This is a genomic window from Symmachiella macrocystis (assembly GCF_007860075.1).
Taxonomy (GTDB): Bacteria; Planctomycetota; Planctomycetia; order Planctomycetales; family Planctomycetaceae; genus Symmachiella; species Symmachiella macrocystis.
Genome location: NZ_SJPP01000004.1, coordinates 208411 through 234649 on the forward strand (window position 1 = coordinate 208411; position 26239 = coordinate 234649).

The window sequence follows — 26239 nt, forward strand, 5'->3', positions numbered from 1 at the left end:
TTTGCATTGCAAAGTATCTGCAAATGTGTATTATCATATGAGAGAAGTTACAGGTTTCTCGCCCGGCAATTGAACTTGCTGCCGCAAAGCCATCTGGGATCACCATGACGACCGGCTTCCCGAAAGGCGAAATCGAGTGGGGAACGTCGCTCAGTCGAGACTCACAACGGGGGAGCACAAAGTGTTTGTAGGACGACTGACAATTGGAAATCACGGTCCTCTTCACGTCCGCGAGGAGCGATTATCGGTACGTCATGATGCGTGCCGACTGATGTATGTGAGTGATATCCATCTGCGGCCGAGACGTTCCGAGGTACTTTGCAGACAGGTCATTGAATCCGCGCGCACTACACAAATCGACGCTCTGTTATTGGGTGGAGATTTGGTCGATGCGCGAACAGAATTAGGCAAGCTTAACGAATTGGTCGGTTCCCTCTGCGAGATTGCACCGGTGTTTGCCGTCGGTGGAAATCACGACCGGCATGTTGGCATGCACCGAGTCCGGGATACGGTTGTGGCTGGCGGCGGGGAATGGATTCACTCCTCTGTGGTCCATGTCACGCATGGGGCGCGGGTGATTGCCTTTGCCGGTCCCGACGTCACGTCGATCCCTGAAGGTGATGTACGCGTACTGTGTGCGCATAATCCGCGCATTTGGAAAAAGGCACGCCAAAATCGCTATGACTTGGTTCTCGCAGGTCATCTCCATGGCTGCCAAGTGGTGGCGTTTGAATATCAAAACCGTCTGTTCCCGGGAGCGGTTTTCTATCCGTACTGTTTCTTAAGCCATCAATACGGAGCGGCACGACTGGTGGTGAGTCGTGGCGTGAGCGATCTGGTTCCGATCCGTTGGTGCTGTCCACGGGAGGTGATCTTGTGCCACGTGTGAACTCCACACTTCAGCGAAACCGACTGCTGATACATCGCGCTATTTCCCAAAGATTGCATATATTCTGCGCCGGAGCTTGGTCAACTCTAATCGCCGCTAATTGCCTGCTGCACGGATTGCCGCTGTTATTCTCTTCCAGACCAGGGACACCGCTGAGAGTCTTGTGTATTGTCGCATTTGATATGCTCTATCAGCTTCGCAACACGAAATTGCTGACTAAACGTAAGGCCCGAATAGTAGCTGCATTACTCGATTTGGGAGCCTGTGCCAATGCAGCTTTCGACAACAAATACTGCTGCACAAGCGAGTATCTGGAAACGCGACGAATACTTCAGGAAGCGGGAATGGATTCGCTCATAGCCGAATATCTGCAAAGGCTCAAGGATTTGGAGCATCGACGTCCTTTGCCTGGAGGGGACGATTCGCGTTTTCACGAGATCAGGTGTTACCGTGAAGCAGTCGCGCGGCTTTCGCTGGGCATGGTGGCTGCGACCGTCAATGGCAATCAGTGCCTTGATGAAGCAATTCGTGCGACGGCCCGTGATGCAGATCTCAATATCCTGTGGCGAATCGTGATGCAGTGCCAACTCATTGACGACGCACTGGATTACTCAAAGGATTTGTCCGGTGGATTACCAAGCTTCCTCACAGCGACCGCACCGCTTAGCCAAGGGCTCGAACTCACACGGAGGTCGGCACTGGGCTATGCGGATATTCGTGATATCCTACGAACCGGCGACCTTTTTCCTCTCCGGGTAACACTACTTCTAGTGTCATTATGTGCGAAACTGGCTGTTCGCTTGAGGCATTTACGACATTGCGCCGCACTTGGACGGTAAATATCGGCCTTCCTTATTGAATCGGGATAGCTCGGCTGACGTGGACAAGAATAAGTCACTGTTGTGAAGCGATCCTGTCAGGGAACACAACTCGCCCAGAGCCTTATACCTGCACATGCCGTGATTGCCGTGATGGGAGCGCCGAGGATCGTCCGCGTTTTTTGCCGACGGACGGTAGGTCAAATCGGCGTAGAAATGCCGGCCGATCACTCCGGCCGCCGCGCGTGTAGTCCGCCCAGATCTTCTCGGCGACGATATCCTCCGGATGCCCCAGCTCTGCGGTCAAAAACTGGAACATCAACTCGGCCAGTCTCTGCAGGGAAATCCCGTGTGCTCGATTTTCCGTGGCAAACAGCCATTCGGACAATTGGCGGAACACTTGATAAGGCGATTGCCCATCACTCCACAGCAACTTGCGCGTTTGCACAAAGTTGCCGCTGTTGGAGACCAAATCCCAATACCGCGAAAAACGCCGCAATTGATGAATTTCTTCAAAATCGATGAGGCCAGTCGACAGGATTTCATACGGCGCGTGCGGGCTATAGACCATTTCGTAAGGTTCGTCGTGCCGCACGATTGGAGTTCCGCGTAGACGCTTGAGTAATCCGACTTGAATTTCCTGTGGATCGAGTGCGACCAACCGGTCGAATCCAGCGGCGAAACTTTCCACGCTTTCGCCCGGCAGTCCTACAATCAGATCCGCGTGGACATGGACTCCCGTCTCCTCGCGCAGAAAATGAAAGTTCTTCACCAATTTATCGTTGTTCTGCCGCCGGCTGATCAACTCGCCCACATCGTCATTAAAGGTTTGCACCCCGATCTCGAACTGCAAAGCCCCGGGCGGAAACTGTTGAATCAATTCCCGCAAGGAATCCGGCAACCGGTCCGGAATCATTTCGAAATGCAGAAACATCGCCGGATCATACTGGTCGAGGAAAAACTGTAAAATGGCTTGGCTGAAACGCAAATTCAAATTGAACGTGCGATCCACAAATTTAAACTGCCGGACGCCGCGATCCAGCAATTGCTGCATTGCGGCGAGAAAATCTTCGACCGCAAACGTCCGCACTGGGATCTCGAGGGCGGACAGACAAAATTCACAGGTGAACGGGCAACCGCGCGATGCCTCGACATAGATCACACGCTGAGCGATATCTTCATCGGTATAAAGATCGTAGGGCAGCTTGATTTGGTCCAGCGGCGGCACCGCAGGAGCAATGAACTTCTCCTGCTGGCCTGTGCCGCTCAGCAGTTCAGTACATAGCTTGGGGAAAGCCAAGTCCGCTTCGCCGCTGATTACATGATCCGCCAACTCGACGATTGCCTGCCCCTCGGCTTCATAGCTGACCTCCGGCCCACCTAGCACGACGATTGTCTCAGGCCGCACACGTTTGAGTTCGGCCACCAACCGGGTCAACGGTTCGACATTCCAGATATAAACGCCCAACCCCACAATCCGCGGTTTGTCTGCCAGAATCCGGGACAGCATCTCGATACTGTCATCGTTGATGCCGAACTCCAGGATTTCTGTCTTGTTTTGGAGCGGCCCCATGTTGGCCAACAGGTAACGCAGTCCGAAGGCGGCATGCCAATAGCGTGCATTGAGTGTCGCCAGGATAATTTCAGGCATCGATACAATTTCGAGGGAATATGTCGAGGTCAGACCCGAGGAGTCTTGGCGTGCAAAAGGCCACTCGAACCGATCGCCCCGCGCAAATCGGCTCCGCTACGCGTAGAGTAACAGCCGACCAGCATGAATTCCATCATACCGACAACGTCGCCGCTGCGATTTGGCGACGTCTCCTTCGTCAGTTTTCTCTCAATGCACGCTGTGACCAGGACATAACCTCGAAATAAAAGGGACCACAAGTGCGGTCATTTATTGCTTAGCCTCCTTCGCGTCGAGCCAACCATTCCCATCCAGATCCAACTCCTGAAAGACGTCCAGCGGGCCAAGAAATTCTCGCTTGGTGAGCTTGCGATCACGGTTGCGGTCCATCTTGGCAAACCACCCGTTGCCAGTGGCGCGTTGCCTTCCCGTAGACCAGCTTGCATTGGCCGCCGTCAAACTGGCGTACGTTTGCATGGGCGGGATGCTAGCATCGCCGCGCGCCAGAATCATCTCCATTCCGCCGGCCAGTTCGTCCCGGTCGATGTTGCCATCTCCGTTGCGATCCAACGCTAGAATTTTCGATTTGAGTTCCGCTAATTCCTTAGCGTCCAATTGGCTGTCAGCGGTTGTATCAACAACACCAAACAGCGACTCACTCTTGCTAGCTAGATTGAGATTCAATACGTGCTTCTGAAGTTCCGATTGCTGTGTTACGAACGATGTATATTCCTCTTTGACGATCATGCCGTCCCCATCAGTATCGACGAGTTGGAATTGATTCGTGCCAAACCGACGGATCGCCGAGCCAAACTCGTTTTCATCGAGGTATTCGTTCTTGTCACCATCGGATTGAACGAATGCGCGATACTGCTTTGCGCGCACCGCTGGTCGTTTCGGCGAAGCAACCAGCTTAAATTCGACGTTGGTTAACCGTACCAATACGTCGCCGTTCTCATGCGTGACAAATTGCAGCGGCGCCGTTGGTGGTGATTCTGCATTGACCACCATCTTGATCGCAGGTGCAGTGGATTCGTCGTCGAACTCTATTTGAATTTCGACGATTGGTTGCGGATTCGCCAGAAAATCGCGGAGTTCCTGTTGATCGAGGAGCTTATCTTGATTGTGATCTAAGGGGGAGACGACTTCCGCAGCCAGTCCCAATTCCTTGGCGCTGAGTTTCCCATCCTTGACGAAGCGGCGCGCGGTCGGCCCGCGACTGAGTTTATCATAGAGTTGTACTAGCCGACGGATGAGCGCGTCATCGACATGATTGCGATGGATCGGTTTCAATAACGAGAGGGAAGCGGCCGCCTGTCCCTCGGGCGTATCGGCATTCTGCTGCGCGACACCGAACACGGTGGGCAGGGGAATCTCTTCGGCCGTGATCTGTTCATCCAGATTGAAATCCATCAAACGCAACCGGCGGGCAGCTTGTGTCAATTCGTCATCGCTGAGTCGATTGTCATGATCGCGATCCAATCGATCAAACAACCGAATCGATTGGCCGGGCGACAAGGCTTGGACCTCGGTGTTCATCTGAAACGGCGAGCCGGAAGCGGCAAGGATGTAAGCATTGAACTCCTCGCGCGTGACTCGCCCGTCGGCGTTCGTATCCGCGGTGCCGAGATTGCCCGCTCCTGTTGTGTTTTGACCACCAACGGGCACCAAATGACCGACGGGGGGAATCTTCTCAAGTTCTGCCTCTTTCAGAACGCCGTCACCGGATTCGTCGAGTTCGTCAAAGAGTTTGTCCGAATAGGCTTGACGCTGTGTGAAAAAGCCCTTGCCTTCGCTGCGGACACGGAAACGCACAAAGATCGGAGCGCGGGGCGCCAGATAAATCAGGTCCAATGTTTCGTGATCAGGACTGCTGGCACCCGTCTCCTCGGCGAAAACGTGCGTCGCAGGAAAAATCATGACCACGGCCAAACAGAGCAGTGCGCGGAACAGACGATCGACACTCTTGCACGGTTGATCTTCTCGAAATCGTTTTGGTCCCGTCATGCGATCACCTCCTGAATTGGTTTGGCTTCCGGATCGACGACTGAGATGGGGCGGCCGACGTTAGAGATATTTTCGGCCTGCGAATCGATCCCCAAGCAGCCGCAGATCGTCCCCAGAAAATCTTGTGCGTTCACCGGTCGATCGACAACCTTCATTCCATCGGGACTGGTTTGTCCCACAATGCTGCCCCCTTTGACACCGCCGCCGGCGAGGACCGACGACCACGCTGCGGGGAAATGGTCCCGCCCCGCGTTGGAGTTTATACGCGGTGTCCGGCCGAATTCCCCCATCCAAATAATGGTCGTCGAATCAAGCAGTCCCCGCTGGTCAAGATCCTCCATCAACGTCGCCCAGGCCGGGTCGAGGACCTGACACAACGAAGCGACGCGGCCCAGGTTCTCTTGATGTGTATCCCAACCGAAACTCCCACCGTTTCCGGCAGCATTGTTGAGCGACACCTCAATAAAGGGAACCCCCCTTTCGACCAACCGTCGGGCCAGCAGACACCCCATGCCGAATTCTGTAAGCCCATATTTTTGTTTCAACGCATCCGGCTCACTATCCAACTCAAATGCAGCGATCGACTCGGAACGCATCATGCGAATCGCATTTTTGTAGGCCGTACGATGCCCGTCGACAGCGTTTCCCGGACGACTGCCGGAAAAATCGTCCTCCAAGCCGGAGAGAATCGACAGGCGATCGTCATGTCGCGCCACATCAACGGTGCCCGGTAAATTGAGGTTCTCCACCTTCAAGGAACTGGTCGGCTGACCGTTGACGCGAACTATGCCGCCGTTGCCCACGACTAAGGGCGCATACCGCGGTCCCAAAAATCCCGGGCCATAGGCGGACGCATTAAATCCACGGAAGGGAGAAATGCTGACGTAGCCGGGCAAGTCGGCGTCTTTGTTAGTCAGCTCCTTGGAATACAACGCGCCAATCGCGGGGTACTGAATTGGACCTTGCGGGCGGTACCCGGTCCGCATCACATAAGTGCCCCGCGAGTGGTCTCCCTCTTTGGTACTCATCGAGCGGACAATCGCCATCCGCTTCATCCATTTGGCGACTTGCGGTAGATTCTCGCTAATCTGGATGCCCGGTACCGTAGTCTCGATCGACAACCGTCCGCCGCCGTTTTTATGTTCCGGCTTGGGGTCGAACGTATCAATTTGGCTGGGGCCGCCTGACATCCACAACAGGATGCACGCCCCGGGGCGACGTGGTTTGTCAGCGGTTTCGGCAGCGAACGCCGGGAACCAATTCGATGAGATTGCACTCGCCGCGCAGCCGAGCGTTGCTTGTAACAGCGTTCGACGCGAAACATGCCTGGCAGCGGACTGCTGTGGCCGTAGTTTTTGCCGTCTGGTCATCGCGCTTACTCCAGAGAATTGGCTATTGTAAGAAATGGACATCCACACCACGTGGATTAGTGATTGAATATGAACTCGCTACTGTTTAGCAGTGCCCAAAAAATATCCGCCAACGCCTTCTCCTTATTGGCATTATTTTTTGCTGCGGCAGGCTGAATGAGAGATCGTGCGGCCTCAACAAAAGAGAGCCGTGGGGCGGGTTCCTCCGCCTTGGTCTCAACATAGGTCCGCAGCCGGCTCAGTTCAGCTTCGCGTGGTTGGCGGCTCAAGGTCGTCAGATACAGGGTTTCGATCTTGCCGTCCATATCGAGAAATGGACTTTGCAAGATGGCGGAAAGTGTGTTGCTGGAAGCCGACTCAGTTTGCTGCGTGATAAATTGGCAATTCATCAGTGCCAGTGCTTGCAAAATGGTCGATTGTGGGTCGACGTTGGAATCACGTTGGTTCTCAAACAGCGCCTGAATCTGTGTGTCGACCTGCCGTCCCCCCAACAACTGATTGCGGGGATTGGAGGTCTCAAAGCCCCCCGTTGCCTGAATCAAACAGTCGGCAAGTTGTCGCGGGCTCATCCCTTTGACCGGCATGCGTCCAATCCAACGCTGCTGGTCCTGACTGTCGTCCGTGCGACGGCTGGAGAGTTGGTACGTTTTGCTAGCGGTGATTGCGCGGATCAAAAATTTGAAGTCGAAATCGTGCGTTGCAAATGAGCGGGCCAGATCGTCGAGCAATTCCGGATGTGTGGAAGGATTGGATTCATCAAAGCCATCGGGCGGGTCGACGAGGCCCACTCCAAAAAAGTGCGCCCAAATACGATTGGCGCCTGTTCGGGCGAAATAAGGATTCTCCTTGCTAGTGATCCAATCGGCCAACACGTCTCGCGTTCGTGCCTCACCCGACCAGTCGGGTGACGTCTCATCAATGAACCGCGCTTGGACCAGCGTCTGACTGCCATCGAGACTGATTTCGCGGCTTGTCGCATCGTCACTCAAGCTGCCAAACCGGTCCCCTTCGATCCCCGCAAAAAAAGCCGTGAATCCCCAAAACTCCTCCTGCTGCCATTTGGCGAAGGGATGATTGTGGCATTGGGCACAATCCAATTGCACACCCAAGAACAACCGGCTGATGCTGGAGGACACGCTTTCCGGTTTAACCTCCTTGGCCCGATAATAGGCAACTGCTCCTTCACGCTCATTGCCCGATATCCGGCACGCAATCAGCTCGCGTGCCATCTCGTCGTAGGCGGTGTTGTCGATAAATTTGTCGCGCAACCAACCCTCAAAACTCGGTGCCAAAACCTGCGCTTGCTGGTCCACGTCCGCTTCAGGAATCATCAACATCCGCCATGTGTGCGCGAAGTGGTTAACATAGCCCGGGTGATCGAGCAATCGATCTACCAATTGGCGACGCTTATTCGGATCAGTATCCGCCAAGAATTCGCGCACTTCGGAAACCGGCGGAATCCGGCCGGCGATATTCAAATAGGTGCGGCGCAAAAACTCGGCATCATCGGCCTGGGGAGCCGGAACAACCCCTTGTGTCTCCCACGCAGCGGCAATGTGACGATCGATCGTGGCCGCCAACTGTGCCACATCGTCTGACGGGGCCTCGTCAGCCCGAAGTGGGGCTGCAGTGAGAGACATAGAGGTGGTGGTGACAATAATCCAAAGCAAATGTCGAATGCTCATTATGCTCTCCGTAAAAAAGCGCTTTCCACGGTTGTGACCGCAGGACGTCATTTCGTGGATTCGAGGATGGCGCCGGCAGCCTTTGACTGGAATTCCGACGGTTTCAACACATCGAATGCCCCATTGGGTTGCTCGACAAGGTACACGACTCGTTCTTCAAGGACTTCCGCATCGCCGGAGGTGACTTGCCCCGCCCGATTGAAGGCGATGCCGACATGATGCGGCGTTGATGAATCTTCGGCCGGAGGTTCGAGACCGGCGACATAGATCGCCATTGCTAAAATCTCGCCTGTCTTGACATCTACAATCCGGGCCACCCCATCCCAACCGCACGTCGCCAACTTTGTGCCATCGGAGCTATACGAGACCCCCGTGCAGGGAGCCGCATGATTGGGGAATTCTTTGAGAAATGTGCCATCGGATTTCCAAAGTAGTACCGAGGTATCCCAACAGCCCGTAGCGACCACATTACTGTCCGGACTCCAATCCACTCTCATGATCGAAGCTTCAAATCCCGGCACGACCGGCCCCGGCGTTCCATCGGGTCGCCAAAACCGCAGACTGGTGTTGTGGCCCGATACGATCCATTCGCCATCCGGACTCCAATCGATGCTATCCACATCTCCGTCGTACGCCTGCATCAATACCAACTCTTTAGGTGGGGCGGTTGGATCTTCGACCTGCGAGACCCGCACGTTCGCATCAAGGCCGCTCGTCGCCAACTGTTTGCCGTCGGCACTGAACACGGCTGCTGTTGTTCCCTGGGCATGCATGTTGGACGACTTGACATCTCCTTCCATATCGAAAATGTCCATCGTCCCCCCGCGCCGCGTGACGACCAAACGCTTGCTATCCGGCGACCATGCCATCCCCCGGGGAATCCCGCGACCTCCGCTCAGTTCATTGAGCAATTCGCCTTCGGCGTTCCAGAGACTCACCCGCTGGGGAAACTCATTCGCCGCGAATGTCTCCCCATCAGGGCTCCATTTGACGCTACCGACAAAGTTCTGGAAATCATCAATGGTCAGTTCTTTCTCAAAGCCCCCCGACCAAAGATGCACTGCGGAATCTTCGGCGGCAATTGCGATTTGGTCGCTTGAGGGATGCCAATCCAAGTCCATCAGTTTCGCGCCATTGGGGCGAATTAACTTTCGGGAACCAGCAGGACCGTCGGTTGTGAAAAATCGCACGGAAAAGCGGCCACCGGCAAGAATGCGGTTTGTCTTCGGGTTCCAATCTAGTGTAAAGACATCGCCGTAATTGAAATTCGTTCGTTCCAGCCGACGGATCATATGCCCCTCTACCGACCACAGTAAGATTTGGCGGTCTTCCGCTGCCGTGATTAACTGGGTACTGTCCGGACTCCAGGCGAGTCCACGAATCGACTTGCTGTGGCCGCGTAGCGTCGGCCCGGGGGTTCCGTCGGCTTTCCAGAGTCGCACGGTGGCGATTGCTTGTTGTCCCGGTTCGGTCGGGATCAAACCAGAACTACTAGAAGCTAACCACTTGCCATCGGGACTCCAGCGTACGCGGGTCATGCCGCCGTGATGGCCTTCCAAGACCGGTCCCGGCTGACCGTCTGCTTTCCAGAGACGAACCACGCGGTTGTCATCTCCCGCGGCCAACACCGTCCCTTCTGGATTCCAGGCGATCGTATTGATCGGTGCTTCGTGTCCTTCAATGACAATTCCCGGCGTCCCGTCAATCCCCCAGGTACGAATCGTTCCATCCATCGCAGAAGTCGCAAAGGATTGACTGTTCGGATGCCATGCGATACTCCGAACCGGGGCGAGATGATCCGTTAGCACGGGACCAGGTACGCCTTCCTCACTCCATATCCGCACCGTGGCGTCATCGGCGCCTGTCGTAATCCACTTTCCGTCCGGGGACCAACCGATGGCACGTATGTTGCTGCTGTGTCCAACCAGTACCCGCTGTAGATCTAACGATTCGGCATCATGAATTCGGACATAGGTACCCTCACCGAATGCGATTGATTTCCCGTCAGGACTGTGGACGGCTGCCTCGACATAACCGCCGACCGGCACCACCATCGCCTGCCAGCGGCCTAATCCAGGGATTTCGGCCGGTGCGGGAATCAGGCCCGGCAAGGTCGTCCCGGTTGCCCCCGGCTGCCAGCGTCCGGATTTCTCCGCGACTGCCTTTGTCTCTTTTGCAGGACCAGCCGAGTCGATTGTCGCTTTCGTAGATTCATCGTCGGACTCCCTTGCGACCGTTTTCGAGGCATTACCGGCGCCGTCGGCCAAGGTAACCGTGCCGCAAACAGCTACGATCGCCATCACGATCGACAACATCACGACCAACGTCGTTCCGCGTGCTGTTAGGCCAATCATGCGACTTCGCCGTTCGTCAAGCAAGCCGGCCACACGACGTTCCAGCTTCCAGCGCGACGTAAACAATCCGACCGTTCCTGGAAGCGGGCGTGAAGCGTGAATCAATTCCGCAAGGGTCAACAGAGTGCGACCGTATGAGTGCGCATCGGTGGTGGCCAGCACGTAATTATCGCAAACTTCTTCACGAGCGCGGGCCAGTTGTTGATTGACCGCAATCGCAAATGGATGCAGCCAGAAAATGCACGAAGCGACTTGCTGAAACAACACCACCACTTGATCACGACGCACAATATGGGCCAACTCATGGATCAAAATGTCGCTCAACTGCGCCGGCGTGACACGTTCGACCATCCCTTCAGGAATGACGACCCGCGGCCGCAAAAACCCCGTGGCGACCGGTCCAACAATCACTCGCGAACGCACAACCTCGGGCGTCTGCTCCAAACTCAATTTTTGCACAACCTGTTCAAACGCAGTCGCTAACTTCGCATCCGTGTTGGGAACGGCCAAACGGAGAATCGAAATCAAACGGGCCCAACCCCAAGCCAGCCGCGTCAAGAAAAACAACGCACCGGCAGCCCACACAGCGAAGACACCCTGCATCGACACGCGCAGTAGGCGGCCATACCAAGTCATCGTCTCCTGAGCGACGGGTACCACCGAAACTGCTTGTGATTGAACCGGCGCGGAGTTTGTGGACTGCTGTGAAACAACGGGCGATACTTTCGGCTCCTCCGTTGTCACTGCAGCATCTACAGTAGGACTTAGGGGCTCCGCCTGCACGACCGGGTCTGCTGCGGGAACGTCTACCACCGCCTTTGATGTACGCGGCGGGACGATCACAAAGTGCTTCGGCAACCGAGGCGTTGGTTTGACCACTTCAGGAGAAGTCGGCATCACCGCTGGTGCGTGCGGCGTTTCAGCCATCGGCGCCGCGACCGGTTCAGCGACGAGCGACACTGAGATCAAACTTCTGCCCGACGACTGCATTACCCAAGCAATAACTGGGCTCATCAACATGAACATCAAGGACGCACAGAGCACCCAATAACGCACAGCCGGACGGTGACGCACGAAAGTTATCACGACCAAGGCAACTGCGGTCACTAGCGTGACCTGCAGCAGAACGTTCGCGGCCCACACCAGTAGCTGGTCACTCGGAATTGTGAAAATCGATGCGCTCATTGGTTCCACTCCCGCGGATTGTATCGTTATGGTTTGCTAGATTCTGCCTCGTCAATCATGTCACGAATGCGCTCTGCTTCGTCTGCAGTCAAACCGCGGTATTCGATCAGCGCGGTGACCATTTCTTCCGGGGAACCGGCGAACAAGCGGTCGACCATTTGGGCGACTTTTGCCCCCAGCGACACCGTGCGCGGCCGATTCGCGGAATACACGAACGTTCGCCCTTGTTCGCGATGTTTCAGCCACCCCTTATCCTCCAGGCGGACAATCATCGTCTGCACCGTGTTTCGGGCTAGCAGTCGCCGCGCGGAGAGCGCATCGCGGACTTCGCTGACAGTCACCTCACGGCGCTCCCACACGATTTCCATGATTTCGCGCTGTGCATCGGTCAGCGGTGAAGAATTTGCTTTTGCCATCCGCGGCTCCTCGAAACGGTTAACCCGAATCAACTGACCGCATATTACCTACGGACAGTAGGCAAAGCAAGATCGGATCGGAAAAATCGTCTCAACGGCGGCAATCCCCAGTACCGCACGGAGTACGCATTTTCCGTTAGCATGGCGGCGCAATCCATTGCCGTGCAGCTCGAACCGCCGACTTAGGGCTGAATCAGCTCATCGAGCTATAAGAAGATCGCTGCGTTCACCAACAGGTATGCACCGAGCAACACTAAGCCGAAGCCGCGTTTCATGTGACTGCCCGAGAACAAAATCCCCACCCGAAACACGATCAGCACGGTGAGCATTGCTGGAAAAAGAACACGGAAGAATTGGGGCGATGCCTCAAGGCCCTGCGGAGTAACGGCTGCCGCAGCGCCGGTCACGAACAGCACGTTTAAAATATCAGCACCAATGACATTTCCGACCGCGAGGTCGCCGTGGCCGTGTCGGGCGGCGGTCACGCAGGTGACTAATTCTGGTAGCGACGTACCAAAGGCGACAAGCGTCGCTGAAATCAAAGCTGCGGGGATATTCATACGTATCGCCGCTTCTTCGACACACGGAATCAGCAAGTGGGAAGACCCCACAACCAAAAACACAGCAAATGCTAACTTCGAGAGAACCCAAGCCGTTGAGGCTTTGGCATCGCCTTCGAAGTCTTCCAACGAGGTGCCATTCTTCTCTTCGCGCGCCCAGCGAACCGATTGCCAAATATACCATGCCAGGATTGCCAGAAACGCAAAGCCCGTGATTTGTGCGATATGGCCCCCGTCGGTAAAAGCCGTTCCAGGCGCGTTCCATGGCCAACTGACAGCGACTAATAAAATTCCGGAACCCAACTGCACCCAGCCCTGGCGATTGACGATCTTTTTGTGCAGTGGTAATGGAGCGATCAGACAGGAAATTCCAAGAATCAAGCCGGTATCGCAAATCACCGACCCCACCGCATTCCCCAGGGCCAGTTCGGGCACCCCTTTGACAGCTGCGAATACGGATACCGCCACTTCGGGCATCGTCGTGCCCAAACTCACCACAGTGGCGCCGATGACGACCTTAGAAAGTCCGGATCGTTCAGAAAGTACAACCGCTTCTTCAACCAGCCAATCAGCTCCCTTTGCCAGGACCGCTAGATTCACTGCAATCATGCCGAGCAGTACGGTCCACGCCAGTGCCGGCGTGGTATCCCACGGCAGATCGTTAATGAAACCTTTGATTATCTCTTCCATGTCACGTCCACTGTTGTATGAATTCAGCGATCACAAGTCATGACAAATGCCCCGCGCTGAGACATTCGCTGGTTACGGGATTCCCAACCCACGCTTATTACGGCAAGTCAAGGTACAAAGATATCGGGATTGATCCACAATCCACGGAATCAACCGCGCTTGGGAAACCGATGAGATATTACCGACCGCCAGTCGGAATCACAACTCGTGCAATCAACAGTACGGCGTGTTCTCAATTTCCAAACGCCCAGCGAGTGGAATTGGCTCACGAATTGCCCCAGATCCTCTTGAAGGGGCGCGTTTGGAAGACTTGGGGCAACAACATGCACGGCATAGCCGCCATTTATAAGTTGTTCAACAGCCCAATGCCAACCGCGTCGTGCGTGACCTCTACTTGATCCGTTCCAGTCGCACCCGGTGGGAGCGGTGTGCGGCGCACATACACGCCTATCACTTTTCCATCCTTGGCCAGCACGGGACTGCCGAACCATTCGAATCCGGAAAAATCACCTTCGCACTTGAGCACGAGTTGCTCAACAGTTCCCGAAGGAGATTGGGGCAGCAGCATAAGAATACGGCCTGCACTTTGACTAGGAATCGGCGGCTCCTCCGGGTCCCACATAAAGTCTGCTGTTTTGACAGGACACCCCTGCAGCACAATCTTCGAACTGGTGCTGGGGCGATCGGCAGTCTCAATCAGACTCAGATAATTCTCTAATTCGTCGGTGACTTCGATCGCACCAATGTCGAAATAAAAGCCTTCTTCCGAGATTTGATATGCTTTTTCCTCCAGAGGCTGCATTTGTTCATCAATGGTATTGCGTTCCGATTCGTCAGCCGCTTGTTCCTTCTTCTCGTCTAACGCCTCAAGTTGGGGGATGATTTGCCCCAACTGCGTCATGGCGTTTGCGAATTCGGGATGCACTTTCGTCTTGTCAAAGTCTATCAAGATCTCGCGTTTGATCGTTGGTGAAATAAGAAGTGCCGTCATCCCCGATGTGGGCGTGCAGAGTTTTCGTGCGGCTTCAATCGCGCTGGCAGTGGTGGCGAGCCGATGCGGAGAAATCGCAAACGCAGTTCCCAGTTGATTCATCTGTCCCCCAGGCGACTTAATCACGATCGCATACAACGCCTGGGTTGCCGATGGTGCTGCCGGATTTTTAGGAAGAGGAGTTGGCGATATGCCGGGCCCGTTCTTGTCAATTGGCTCGCTTCCATGTTCAGCAACAACCGACAACTGCGGTTCCTCAGGTGTGTTTTCAGGTGCTTCTGTGACCACAACTCTTTGATCACCGCCACCGGAATTCCTGCTGAGCAGTGTAAATGCGACGACGAGCACCACCGCCAAGCCTCCCACGCCCCAAACGGCGAGTTGCTTCGGCGAGAACGCAGGGCTTTCGTCGGCATTCTGCGGAGCTCCCACATCACCGGAGGAAACGGGCGTGACCGCTTGCTCGACTTTGTCATTTGCAGGGGCGGCAGCAGCGACTGGAACTGCAGGCGGCAAGGGGGTGGTTGCGGGTTCAGCAGGTTCAAATACGAGTTTGGGGCCCGTTTCGGTGAGGCCAATTGAGTCGCCGGGTTGTAACCAGTGGACCCTGGCCGACGGCGCGTTTCCGGCGGTGAGCAGATGATCCCCTTGGCTTTCGATCATCCAACGTCCCGCGACACGTTTAATCGTGGCGTGCTGCCCGCACAGTCGTTCGTCGTCGGGAAAAGCGATTGCACAAAAGCGGTCGCGGCCGATCACAGCCGACGTGCCTTCGATCTCGATGATTGCCCCCGCCTCGGTCGCTACACGAAATGCCATAGGTTTCTAACTCGATTTAAACGTTTGGTCGGCGGCACCAGCCCGCCGGTTATAGATTTTGCGAATCACAATACGGCCGCAATCCGATTACTTCGTGAGAGAATCGTCGTCCTCCACAGTTCGGTAAAGGTCACGCATGACAAAAAATGTTTCGCGATAGGCTGATTCATCACCATTGAGCGCCGGCGCGAATTCCAACCCGTGTCGCGACATATGCGTGACCAATGCAAGCAGGTTGTCGCCTTGGAATTGCGCGGAGTCTTCGAGTACCACCGTACTGCCTAATTCTTGCAAGCGCGTCATTTCGCCGGCCAGACTTTCCAAGAAACGTTGAGAGGCCAAGAACCGGAAGAAGTTCTGTCCCCCTGATTCGGTACGCCGCTCCTGGGTGTAATATTCGATGAACTTAGTAAACAGCCGATCATGGGCTTTCAAGAGCGCCTTCATTTGGTCGTTGATGGCTTTTTTGTCGTTGGGTGAAGTTAGAGCCAGTGCAGCCCGAGCATTCTCAAAATCCTTGCGCTGCGTTTGAAAACGATCATCCTGCAAGGCAAGCGGCCACTTTTCGACGTTGAGTGATTCTTTCGAGTTCACCCGAAACACACGTTGTTTGCCACCAGAGAGATCCTCACGCACACGCAGTTTCGAAAGCGTTTCCGGCGATAGCTTCAGTTGCGAACTAAGCCCCGGGTCCGCATTGGTCAGCCCGTACTGTGCCGCTAGAATTGGTCCCGACAAACGATGCAATAAGAAATTCAACGCCACGCCGTTATTGATCTCATTGTCGTTGAGTTCTGGAAAGTCCTTCAAACGGCGCCACGTTTTGTCATTTCGTTTTTCTGCGGCATCCAAAGGCGCCGTATAGGTTCGCATTTTAGCGGCGCGATAGATCTCTTTCTTATCCCAGTAGGCACGCGCATACTCCACGGAGTTTGCAATTTCCTTGCGGTAGGCATCGGCACGCCGATTCCGCGCATCCGCCTGTAAGACGGCATTCTCACCGATGCTGCGCACTAAGTCCGCCTGAGCGCGAATCCGATTCGAAATGGCATCGGCCGGGCCGTAATAATGTCGCCATCCCCAACCGGAACGAAAATAGGGGTACCGGCGGCCGGATGGTTCGTCTTGGGAATAAGCTGAGGCCGTGGCAATCATTACCACAGCGCTTGCCAATAGTAGGCAGCGAATCCCGAGGCTAAACTGCTTGGATCGTTTCATGACGTTTCCCCGTTTGGTCCGCTATTGGTTTGGTTTTGAAATCCGAGCGGCCCGGCAGTGTTGGAGAGTCTTTCGTGCCACTGGTGAAACGTGGCCTGGGTCAGGCCGGAATCACGTTTGATGGTCATCGCAACTTCGCGATCGATCGACGGCACACGCGCCCGCACCTTCAGTCGGCCGTTGGCGGCATACTGAAAGATCACCTCGACCGTCGTCCCAGCAGGGAGTCCGTCGGGTAGATTGTCAATCAGGCATTGTCCAATAGGCGTGGCGTTATTTCCACTCGAATCGCCCCCCTCGATCACCTTGACGGCAATATTCTTTTGTGCCGGTTTCGAGGTACGAAATCGCTTTCCCTTTGTAACGGGAAGCACAGTGTTTTGTGCGATTATTACTGAGTTTCTCGGGCGGCGGGTTTCGGGGTCTTGGGCCAAGACCCCCAGGCTGTGTGAATTCACATTTTTGATTTGCATCGAAGGCGCTTCGCCATCGCGAACAGCCAATAACAACCCCGCATAGATCGCCGCGCCTTGAGCAACCGCCTCGTCTTCCGACGCCGAATGCACTGAGTTGAGACCGGACGCTTGCTCCACCGCTCGGCGTATCATCGGCATGCGGCTCGAGCCTCCCACGAGCAACAACCGCGTGACATCCTCCCAGCCGACGCCGGCATCTTTGAGAACCTTTCTCATGGTGAACAGCGTGCGTTCGACTAAATCGGCCGTTAAGCTTTCAAATTCCTCACGTGTAATCGTAACCCGAATCCCTTCGCCAGCATGCTCGAAACTAATCGTCGCCTGATCGCGCGCTGTTAATGTTCGTTTCGCATCTTCAGCCTCGCGCAGCAACTTCTGCATGCCGGAGGGATTTTGTCGGGGGTCGAGGCCGCGATATTTTTCTTGGTACTTCTCGGCGATGAAATCCACAAGACGCCGGTCCCAATCCAGTCCGCCCAGGTAGACGTCCCCCGCCGTTGCCACGGTGTTGTAGTTCTTGCCATCGATCTCCATCAACGTGACGTCGAATGTGCCTCCGCCCAAATCGTAGACCAATACACGTTCCATTTTGCGGGCAGCTGCGGCTTCATCCAAAAATCCCTGTTGATAACCATAGGCAATGGCCGCGGCGGTCGGCTCGTTGATCACGTCCAGCACATTCAGTCCCGCCAATCGCCCGGCATCTTGCGTGGCTTTACGACGCGGCTCATTGAAAAAGGCAGGGACGGTGACCACCACGTCTTGAATCGGCCCCAGCGTCTTTTCCGTATCATTCTTGAGTTTTTCAAGAATGAGCGATTGAATCACTTCGGGCGGCACCTGCTCTCCCAGTATCGGGCGGGAGAAGTGTGGGCTGCCGATGTCGCGTTTGACGTAATCGGCGATTCGGTCCGGTTCCATAGCGGCCGCCTTGACCGCTTCCTTGCCGACAATCACCGACGATTCATCAAATAACACCACGCTGGGCGTAACCCGATCCCCTTCGCTATTGACGATCATGCAGGGGCGGCGCGACGCATCTAGATACGCAACCGCTGAGAAGGTGGTGCCGAGATCAATCCCGACGGCGATTTGTTGTGTATTCGACATCCAAGCAGCTTTGTTGGCGTTTTTTGTCACGGGTTCGCAAACGAGCATTGTGCAACGTTTTCCTTCAATTAGCATAAAACGAACAGACGTGGACCGCAATTCGATTCGAGGGAACGGTCTGTGAATGCCAAAGTCAAAAGACAATCACTCCGACCACCTAGTACGATATCCGAAACCAGAACTGTAACCCGACAAGAATTCTATACTTTTTTATTGGATGTTCTTACGTAGACGTATTATCGTAGCTTGTGTATAGACGTTGGGTGTTTGGGCGGCATGCCCCCCCTATTTTCTGGCACGCGGCCCCTCGTTGAAATGAATTCATGGCAGACCCCGCTGATGGCTCTATCACACACGTTTTCGGCCAGATGCGCCGCGGCAACCAAAATGCGGCTGGCAAACTGTTGAACCAGTTTTTCCCGCGTCTCGTGGGACTGGCGCGTAAAACGCTGGATGGCAATCCGCGTCAGGTGGCCGATGAGCTGGACGCAGCACAAAGTGCCTTTGCCAGTTTTTGGCAGCGGGCCGAACGTGGGGATTTTGGCGGCGATTTGGACCGCAATGAAATCTGGAAACTGCTCTCAACCATCACCGTTCGTAAGGCGCTGAAGCAAATCGAACGGGAAAAGGCCCAGAAACGGGGCGGCGGCCGCGTACACGCCGAATCTTCACTGGCGGCCATGGCGCATGCCCAAGGGGGGACTTTTGGGCTGGACCAACAATTCGGAGCCGTGCCGTCTGACGAATTCGACCTCATCTGTGAAGAACTGCTGATGCAGTTGGACGACGAGCCGCGTGCATTCGCGCTGATGCGGCTGATGGGCTACAAAAACCGCGAAATCGCCAAAATTCACGATTGCACCGAACGAAAAGTCGAACGCAAACTGCAACTCATACGATTAATTTGGCAAAATGAGACAGCGGACTAAATGCAACGCTGTTTTTAGCGCGAAATTCGTAGACCGCCGAATTTTATTTAAATCCCGGTTTTCTGTGTCGGATTTCGGATGGCGTTCGGAATGTACTTAATAGGATCGTAGGCGACTCTTCTTCATCGAAGTCTTGTCGCGACGAACTCCTCGAAAGATATCTGTTTGGAAATGAGGCCGGACGATGACTGACGATTCCATCCCACTCGCGGTTGTACAGCAGATCGACACCGCTTGTGACAAATTTGAGAGCGAATGGAAATCCGGGAATCATCCGCGGATCGAAGATTTTTTGGCCAATGCCGAGGCACCGCACGCCCGGGAATTACTGAAGTCATTGCTGCAGGTCGAATTGGAACTATTGCGGCGGGACGGACAACCCATTTCCGCCGAATCATTCGTCGCTCGCTTTTCTGAATATGCGGACCTCATCGCTGATGTCATGGATTCGGTTCAGGCATCTCCCCCCAATGATCTGGATGCAAACGTCACCCGAAAAGCACCTACGTTAAGCCTGCGGGATGCGTCGATTGACACATCGCAAATGGGAAAAACCACTGCCGCTAGAAAACGAAAACCGACACCGGAGTCCATCGGCCGTTTCGAAATCAAGGAAGTCCTCGGCGAAGGGGCATTCGGTACGGTGTATCGCGCGACCGATCCGCAACTGCACCGTGAAGTCGCCTTGAAAGTCCCCCGTGCCGGCGTCCTGGAGACGCAAGAAGATGCCGACCGGTTTCTGCAAGAGGCCCGCGCGGCCGCCACGCTGCGACAACCGCACATCTGCCCCATCTATGATTTCGGTAAAATTGGCGACCACTATTTCATTGTTATGGCCTATATCAAAGGCCAACCGCTCTCGGAGGTGCTGTCAAAATCGAAGAAAATTTCGCCCCGAAAAATCGCTGCCGCCGTCCGTAAAATTGCGCTCGCTTTAGGCGAAGCCCATAAAAATCACGTGGTGCATCGCGACTTAAAACCCTCGAACATCATGATCGACAAACGGGGCGAGCCGGTCGTGATGGATTTCGGGTTGGCACGAAAGGTCTCCGGCGATGAAGCGCAATTGACGCACAGTGGAGCCATCTTGGGAACCCCCGCCTATATGCCGCCCGAACAAGCTCGCGGCAAATCTAAGGAGGTGGGACCAACGTCCGACGTTTATAGCCTGGGCGTGATTCTCTATGAGTTGCTGTGCGGAAAGCGTCCCTTCCGCGGTGCCGTGGCCGAAGTGTTGGCGGCGATTCTCTACCAAGAGCCACCACCGCCGTCATCGCACAAACCGGATGTCGATCCCCAACTTGAAGCGATCTGCCTGAAAGCGATGGCCAAGAAACCGGAGGAACGGTATCCCTCGATGGAGGATTTTGCCGAGTCGCTGACCGAGTATCTGCGGTCTAAACGCGACAGCACATCAGGCGCAGCGGGCGATTCGCAGGAAATGGGTGCCTTTGCATCCATGGCCGATAGCGGTCCGGTCCCGGTGCCGAAGAAATCACGGCAAAAGCGCAAATCCAAACGCACAAAGCGCGTTGCCGGTGAATTTGATCCTTATCACAAATGGCTAGGGATTCCTCCCGACGAACAACCCGCCAATCATTATCGCTTACTGGGCCTCAAACCGTTTGAAGATGACGCCGATGTCATCGATGCCGCCGCCGAAAGGCAAATGAGCTACCTGCATCAAATCGCCGCCGGCCCGCACTTGGCGGAATCGCAACGGTTACTGAATGAGCTAGCTGGTGCGCGGTTGTGTCTCCTGAATGAGGAGAAGAAGGCCGTCTATGACGCGGAATTGCACGACGAATTCGCTACTTCAGAAAGTTCCGCAGAACATGTTGCTGTTACCGTTGCCGCTGAAGGCGATAACGACTTTGACGAATTCGCGGAACTCCCCAAGCGGTCCCAATCATCGAGCAACGAACCGCCGTGGTGGAAAACGCTGGATCGTAGGATCGTGGCTGCGGGTGGAGTCATGTTTTTCGTATTGTTGGGGATCGTGATTTATTGGCGTTCGGGAGGCGTAACGTATCGCATCGAATTGAGCGACGAGCTTTTGGCGAGCGGACCAGTCACTCTCAAGACCGATAGCGAAGAATATGAAATCGGTCTCGATGGGTTAGACATACGCTTGAAACCGGGCACGTACGCCTATGAAGTGCGGCGCGGCGAAGAAATCATCCAAGGCAACGGCGAGTTTACCGTAGTGCGCGGTGGGGAGAATCTGTTAACGATCACGCGGGAGAAGCAACGACCTGCAACGCCGCCGGGAGCGCCGTCCGACTCATTCGCCGACGCGATGTCATTGGATTTCGACAGTCCGGATGATGAAGTTTCGTTCCCCAAGTTTCCTAAGAATATGAAAGGCCCCATAACAATCGATCTTTGGTTGCTCCCCAAGCCTTTCTCGGGCAAAACGGACTACCTCAAGCTCTCGGGCCTGCAGCTGGTGAGGAATCACGGCAAATGGCAACCGTGGATGTTTGTATCTGATACGGGATCCGTTACTCAGAACCAACTCACCCCCATCACGGACAATCAACCGGTTCACGTCGCCGCCGTAATTGATAAAAACCGATTGGATTACTACATCAATGGTGTAGGGCAAGGCGATACATTGTACTTCGATAGTCAAGAAGCATCTCGCAATGGGAAGAAATCACCCCCCGATTTCCAAGTGTACCCCCGCTGGAAATCAGGCATGAGCCTTGGTTCTCCTCCCGGCAAAATGCTGGAGTTGCGGATATCCAATATCGCCCGTTACGAAGGCGACTTTAAACCCCAGAAACGTTTCGCAACTGATGAGCATACTATTGCACTGTACCACTTCGACGAAGGCCGTGGCAGCAAGCTGAAAGACGCATCAGGCAACGGACACCACGGAGAAATTGTGGGCGCAAAATGGATCCGCACCAAATTGTCTCCCCTACCGACTGGTCCAAACGCCACCAACACATTCGTCGCTGGCAACGGTCTACCGCAGGATGTCGGTTGGACCTTCCAACAGGACAATCTGGGGGGCAATGCACAGGCGAAACTCAATTCGCTGGTCCATGACGCCACGGGGAACGGCAGCAGTTACTGGACAACTACGTGGCCCGCATCGGAGAGTGCAACATCAGGTGTCTATATGGAAACCTCCGCCAAGATAATCGAAGAAAGCCACACTTCGACTACAGCCGGCGTTGCGCTATTGGATATTTCACTGCCAATGAATGGCGAGGTCTTGGCCGCCTCGTTGTTGGCACAAGATAATATGTTGTTGCTTCGGGACAGTCATCAAAACATCTTGACGACGGTCTCCATGAATACGACGGACCGTGTCCACACTTATCGCCTCGAACTTGCCGAGGGCACATTCTGGCTATTCGTCGACGGGGAGCTAAAAGAGTTCGCATCAGCGCCGCAATTAGTGCGACCAAATACAGGGATGAACGGGATTTCGCAACCCACCGCAAGATTTGGAGACACCTTCGCAGCAACTTCGAGTTCTCGGGTGGAATATCAACATGTCTTCTATGGCGAATTGGCTGACGAGGGTGGACCGACTGTGCTTCGGGAGATCAATAATTTTGAGAACCCGCGTTATCCGGCAAATATGAACCCGCTGGTCACGGTCTATGACGCCGGTCAAAATGAATTGCCTAGAGCTGCTGGATGGATTTACAACAGCGAAGCAGGCGCGGCCGAAGCGGAGATACGTGAGGGCGTCTTGTTCCACAATTCTTCCAAAGTCACGCGTAGTTTTTGGATTACATCGCTGCGAGCCGACAGCGCGCCGGTCGAAGCTGGGGTTTTCATGGAACGAACCCTCAAGGTCAATGATGAACAACATACCAACCCCCGCCGTGGCATCAACGTGGTGGAAATCAATGAAGTCACTCCCCAATCTGTTGGAGGAGCGACTGTCTATGCTTGGCAGGACCGCGTATTCGTGATGGATCATGACGATCGAAAAATCATCGGTGACATCAAATTCGACACAACGGACGGGTTTCACACGTATCGTCTGGAAGTGCACCGTGATCGGTTTTGGCTGTACATCGACGAACAATTGAAAATTGAGGGGACCGGACTACTCACCAAGACTCCGAAAAACGTAGAAAGCTTGATCCCAACTACGGATAAGTCCGTGCCGCGGTTGGTGGGAAAATTCGGAAACGGCAGCTCAAGTTCGCAATCTGTGACCGAAACCAAATCGATCGTGTTCGGTTCGCTGACCGCTTTAGGCGGCTCGACCGCAATGCGCAAGCCGACTGAATATGGTGCATTAATGACCGGCTATTGGCAACAGATTCCATTCCCCGCGACAGGAGGCAAGTTAACAAAGCCAGGAGGCGTGCCCACGTTTCGCCCCCAAAGCAACGTGCGCCTCGGCAGTCGGCCCTATCGCGATGTGATCATCCGTGCTGAGATCAAGAAAACCAGCGGATGGCATCCCACGATGTCTTTGCGGTCGAACTTAAAAGGGGCCTACACCGCGTACTTAGACAAATTCAAACGCTTTGGCCTGGGCAAAAACGTCTCAGGAGAGCGTTGGAAAGACCTGAAAGTCCAATTCACTGAACAAGACCATCGCGACTATTTTCAATGGACACTCGCAGCCATTGGTGACCGCTTATTGGTCTATGTCGATGGTGAAATAATCATCGATCACCGCGATTCTATTCATGCGGTCGGATTTCCTCAAATCGGGGTGACGAAGTCCATGGCCGACTTTCGAAACCTGCAGATCATGGATCTGACAAACGGGCCTTCCCGTCCACAAGGATCCGTCAAGCAAACGGTCACTGCGCATGTGGCAACGCCCATCGGGCAACCTGCCGATGTGGACGAGTCGCAATTTCAACAGCTGTTCAATGGCAAAAACCTCGATGGATGGGTAGGGGATGAGGCGGGCTTCGAGGTGCAAAACGGGAATCTGGTCTGTCTCCCCAATGAGAAAGGCAACTTGTACACCGCGCAAGAATACGCTGACTTTACATTGAGATTTGAATTCCAACTCACAGCGCAAGCCAACAATGGAATTGGCTTGCGAACGCCCTTGACCGGAGACCCAGCCTATGACGGCCTTGAAGTCCAGATCCTCGACAATTCGGCGAAACGATTCCAACAGATTACGGCCGAAAGTCGCCATGGTTCCCTTTATGGCGTTGCAGCGGCCAAACAGGGGCATTTAAAGCCTGTGGGAGAATGGAATTCACAGGAAATCGTCTGCATCGGCAATCAGCTAAGAGTCAAACTGAATGGGGTCACGATCCTCAATACAAAACTCGACCAAACGGGGACCGTGATCACGCCCGACGGCAAGGCTCATCCGGGCCTTCAGCGACGCAGCGGGCATATCGCACTGATGGGCCAGAAATCGCGAGTCTTATTTCGAAATCTGCGAATTCTAGAAGGCGGGCAATTTGCTTCAACGACGGCCAAGGAACATTCCGCCCCGACAAGCGAGTGGCTCGAATTATTCAATGGCAAAAACCTAGACGGCTGGACGCCTAGCAACACGAAACAGTGGAAGGTTCTAGATGGGGCAATCCAGGGCGATGCGCCGGCGGGCGGGAAGAGTTGGTCCGCTCTCACATCCGATCACGACTACGATGATTACGAGTTCTCATTCCAATACCGTTTGGCCAAGGGAAGCCGGGCACGGGTCCTATTACGTTCCAATCGTGGACTCCCCGGCGATCCCCACGACGAAGGTGCTCAAATTCAATTGATTGACGACAACGCCCAGTTCTATTTCGGCAAAAGAACGCGACGGGTCCCGCCACAACGGAAAAACGGAGCCTTATTGACCATGACTCCGCCGGAACATTCTGCGGGGATGGCGATCTGGAATCGAAACGGCATTCCGGCCGGGAAATGGAACGAGATGACCATCCGAGCCGAAGGGCTGCATGTGACCGTCACGCTCAACGGTAAACGAATCGTCAATAGGCAGATCGACCAGACGTCCAAGTACAAAAAATTCCAGAACAAACCGAAGTCCAACCAATTTGATCTCCTGAACAATACGTCCGGCGCGATCAGATTCTGTGTGCTCGACAACACGATCGAAATCCGCAAACTGCAAATTCGGGAACTCGGCCAAAAGGCAGCAGCCAAATCGAAACCAGTACAACCACAAACACAACCACTGCCAAGAGCCCTGTCCGCACGAGCCGCTGCACAATGGGTTCTCGACAACGGTGGCGAGCTGCACGTTCGTGGCGAAGGGGGTTGGAACCAGAACCTCGATAACTCCACCAAACTTCCACAGCGTCCGTTTCGTGTCACCAACGTAAACTTGTCGAACAATGGAATGTTTCAGCCCAACGACTTATTTCGCCTTGAGAAATTGACGCAGATTGTGCAATTGAATCTCAACGACGTCCAGCTGAAAGATAAAAGTATGCAGGTCTTGGCAAAGATGCCTGATATACAGCGTTTGTACCTGAGCCGGACAGGCCTTGGGGACGGTTGCTTCGAGGGCATCGCTACCCTCACGAAGTTACATCAACTGCACCTCCCGACCACTAACATCACCGATGCCGGATTGGCGAAACTGAGGCACCTCAAAAAACTGCACCTCCTTTGGATTTTGGGGACAAAAACGACTGATGAGGGGCTAGGTTACATCAGCCAACTCACGACGTTAGACGACCTGAATTTTGAAGGTACCAATATCAGCGACAATGGTTTGGTGCATCTGAAAGAATTGACCAAATTAAAGCACCTACGAATCGGTAGGACACGCATCACCGACGACGGCCTGAAACATCTCTACTCTTTAAAAACGCTCCGCACATTGAACTTGAAGGACACCGCTGTCACGGCCAACGGTATTGCCGCACTACAAGCCGCACTCCCCGACTGTACGATCGAGGAGTGATGGTCAGTAGTCGCCAAGCGTAAGGGACAGACATCCCTGCCCTTCATCTGCTACGAGGAATGTGAAGAATGTTAAAAATCTGTTGTCCTGGCTGCGGAGTGAAATTAAAAATTCGCCCGCGAATGCTCAATCGCAAAGGCAAATGCCCGCGATGCGAGCAACGACTGCGCATCGAGCCACAAAATTATGTCGTGCACGCCGTGCTTCGTGCGGTTCCC

14 protein-coding genes are annotated in these 26239 nt (G+C 54.6%); 4 read left to right on the forward strand and 10 right to left on the reverse strand.

Going from position 1 to position 26239, the window contains the following annotated elements:
• Positions 1 to 277: 277 nt before the first annotated feature.
• Entirely contained in the window at positions 278 to 889 is a 612-nt protein-coding gene (locus CA54_RS28150; protein ID WP_197532920.1) for a metallophosphoesterase, read from the forward strand.
• Positions 890 to 1233: 344 nt separating this feature from the next.
• Positions 1234 to 1728, forward strand: a complete 495-nt coding sequence (locus CA54_RS28155) for a hypothetical protein (RefSeq protein WP_146374354.1) — start codon at positions 1234 to 1236, stop codon at positions 1726 to 1728.
• Positions 1729 to 1831: 103 nt separating this feature from the next.
• On the opposite strand, the gene CA54_RS28160 is transcribed toward CA54_RS28155, so the two are convergent.
• The 10 genes from CA54_RS28160 to CA54_RS28205 form a co-directional block, all read right to left on the reverse strand.
• Positions 1832 to 3358, reverse strand: a complete 1527-nt coding sequence (locus tag CA54_RS28160; protein ID WP_146374355.1) for a B12-binding domain-containing radical SAM protein — start codon at positions 3356 to 3358, stop codon at positions 1832 to 1834.
• A gap of 249 nt (positions 3359 to 3607) precedes the next feature.
• The gene (locus tag CA54_RS28165; protein ID WP_146374356.1) at positions 3608 to 5344 is read right to left on the reverse strand and encodes an EF-hand domain-containing protein; all 1737 of its coding nucleotides are present in this window, start codon (positions 5342 to 5344) and stop codon (positions 3608 to 3610) included.
• Positions 5341 to 6714: a DUF1501 domain-containing protein gene (locus tag CA54_RS28170; protein WP_146374357.1), complete on the reverse strand. Its 1374-nt coding sequence runs from the start codon at positions 6712 to 6714 to the stop codon at positions 5341 to 5343. The genes CA54_RS28165 and CA54_RS28170 overlap by 4 nt, the downstream gene beginning before the upstream one ends.
• A gap of 56 nt (positions 6715 to 6770) precedes the next feature.
• Complete coding sequence (locus CA54_RS28175) at positions 6771 to 8399, reverse strand: DUF1549 and DUF1553 domain-containing protein (protein ID WP_197532921.1); 1629 nt, start codon at positions 8397 to 8399, stop codon at positions 6771 to 6773.
• Positions 8400 to 8446: 47 nt separating this feature from the next.
• Entirely contained in the window at positions 8447 to 11938 is a 3492-nt protein-coding gene (locus CA54_RS28180; RefSeq protein ID WP_146374359.1) for a M56 family metallopeptidase, read from the reverse strand.
• 26 nt (positions 11939 to 11964) lie between these two features.
• Complete coding sequence (locus CA54_RS28185; protein ID WP_146374360.1) at positions 11965 to 12354, reverse strand: BlaI/MecI/CopY family transcriptional regulator; 390 nt, start codon at positions 12352 to 12354, stop codon at positions 11965 to 11967.
• Between the two features lie 206 nt (positions 12355 to 12560).
• Positions 12561 to 13604 carry a calcium/sodium antiporter gene (locus CA54_RS28190; protein WP_146374361.1) on the reverse strand — a complete coding sequence of 348 codons (1044 nt, stop codon included), beginning with the start codon at positions 13602 to 13604 and terminating at the stop codon, positions 12561 to 12563.
• Positions 13605 to 13947: 343 nt separating this feature from the next.
• Positions 13948 to 15414, reverse strand: coding sequence for an FHA domain-containing protein (locus CA54_RS29645; protein ID WP_197532922.1), 1467 nt, complete (start codon positions 15412 to 15414; stop codon positions 13948 to 13950).
• A gap of 87 nt (positions 15415 to 15501) precedes the next feature.
• Positions 15502 to 16632, reverse strand: coding sequence for a hypothetical protein (locus tag CA54_RS28200; protein WP_146374362.1), 1131 nt, complete (start codon positions 16630 to 16632; stop codon positions 15502 to 15504).
• Positions 16629 to 18266, reverse strand: coding sequence for an Hsp70 family protein (locus tag CA54_RS28205; protein WP_197532923.1), 1638 nt, complete (start codon positions 18264 to 18266; stop codon positions 16629 to 16631). Before CA54_RS28205 ends, CA54_RS28200 begins: the two co-directional genes overlap by 4 nt.
• 275 nt (positions 18267 to 18541) lie before the next feature.
• On the opposite strand from CA54_RS28205, the gene CA54_RS28210 reads away from it, so the two are divergent.
• Positions 18542 to 19147: an ECF-type sigma factor gene (locus tag CA54_RS28210; RefSeq protein ID WP_146374364.1), complete on the forward strand. Its 606-nt coding sequence runs from the start codon at positions 18542 to 18544 to the stop codon at positions 19145 to 19147.
• Between the two features lie 184 nt (positions 19148 to 19331).
• Positions 19332 to 26021: a family 16 glycoside hydrolase gene (locus CA54_RS28215; protein ID WP_146374365.1), complete on the forward strand. Its 6690-nt coding sequence runs from the start codon at positions 19332 to 19334 to the stop codon at positions 26019 to 26021.
• Positions 26022 to 26239: the final 218 nt, after the last annotated feature.

Excerpts from the sequence above, each read along its gene's own strand:
- CA54_RS28185 (WP_146374360.1), bottom strand. The coding sequence starts at position 12,354 with ATGGCAAAAGCAAATTCTTCACCGCTGACCGATGCACAGCGCGAAATC.
- CA54_RS28170 (WP_146374357.1), bottom strand. The coding sequence starts at position 6,714 with ATGACCAGACGGCAAAAACTACGGCCACAGCAGTCCGCTGCCAGGCAT.
- CA54_RS28210 (WP_146374364.1), top strand. The coding sequence starts at position 18,542 with ATGGCAGACCCCGCTGATGGCTCTATCACACACGTTTTCGGCCAGATG.
- CA54_RS28200 (WP_146374362.1), bottom strand. The coding sequence starts at position 16,632 with ATGAAACGATCCAAGCAGTTTAGCCTCGGGATTCGCTGCCTACTATTG.
- CA54_RS28190 (WP_146374361.1), bottom strand. The coding sequence starts at position 13,604 with ATGGAAGAGATAATCAAAGGTTTCATTAACGATCTGCCGTGGGATACC.
- CA54_RS28215 (WP_146374365.1), top strand. The coding sequence starts at position 19,332 with ATGACTGACGATTCCATCCCACTCGCGGTTGTACAGCAGATCGACACC.
- CA54_RS28175 (WP_197532921.1), bottom strand. The coding sequence starts at position 8,399 with ATGAGCATTCGACATTTGCTTTGGATTATTGTCACCACCACCTCTATG.
- CA54_RS28155 (WP_146374354.1), top strand. The coding sequence starts at position 1,234 with ATGGATTCGCTCATAGCCGAATATCTGCAAAGGCTCAAGGATTTGGAG.
- CA54_RS28165 (WP_146374356.1), bottom strand. The coding sequence starts at position 5,344 with ATGACGGGACCAAAACGATTTCGAGAAGATCAACCGTGCAAGAGTGTC.
- CA54_RS28160 (WP_146374355.1), bottom strand. The coding sequence starts at position 3,358 with ATGCCTGAAATTATCCTGGCGACACTCAATGCACGCTATTGGCATGCC.
- CA54_RS28205 (WP_197532923.1), bottom strand. The coding sequence starts at position 18,266 with ATGCTCGTTTGCGAACCCGTGACAAAAAACGCCAACAAAGCTGCTTGG.
- CA54_RS28180 (WP_146374359.1), bottom strand. The coding sequence starts at position 11,938 with ATGAGCGCATCGATTTTCACAATTCCGAGTGACCAGCTACTGGTGTGG.
- CA54_RS29645 (WP_197532922.1), bottom strand. The coding sequence starts at position 15,414 with ATGGCATTTCGTGTAGCGACCGAGGCGGGGGCAATCATCGAGATCGAA.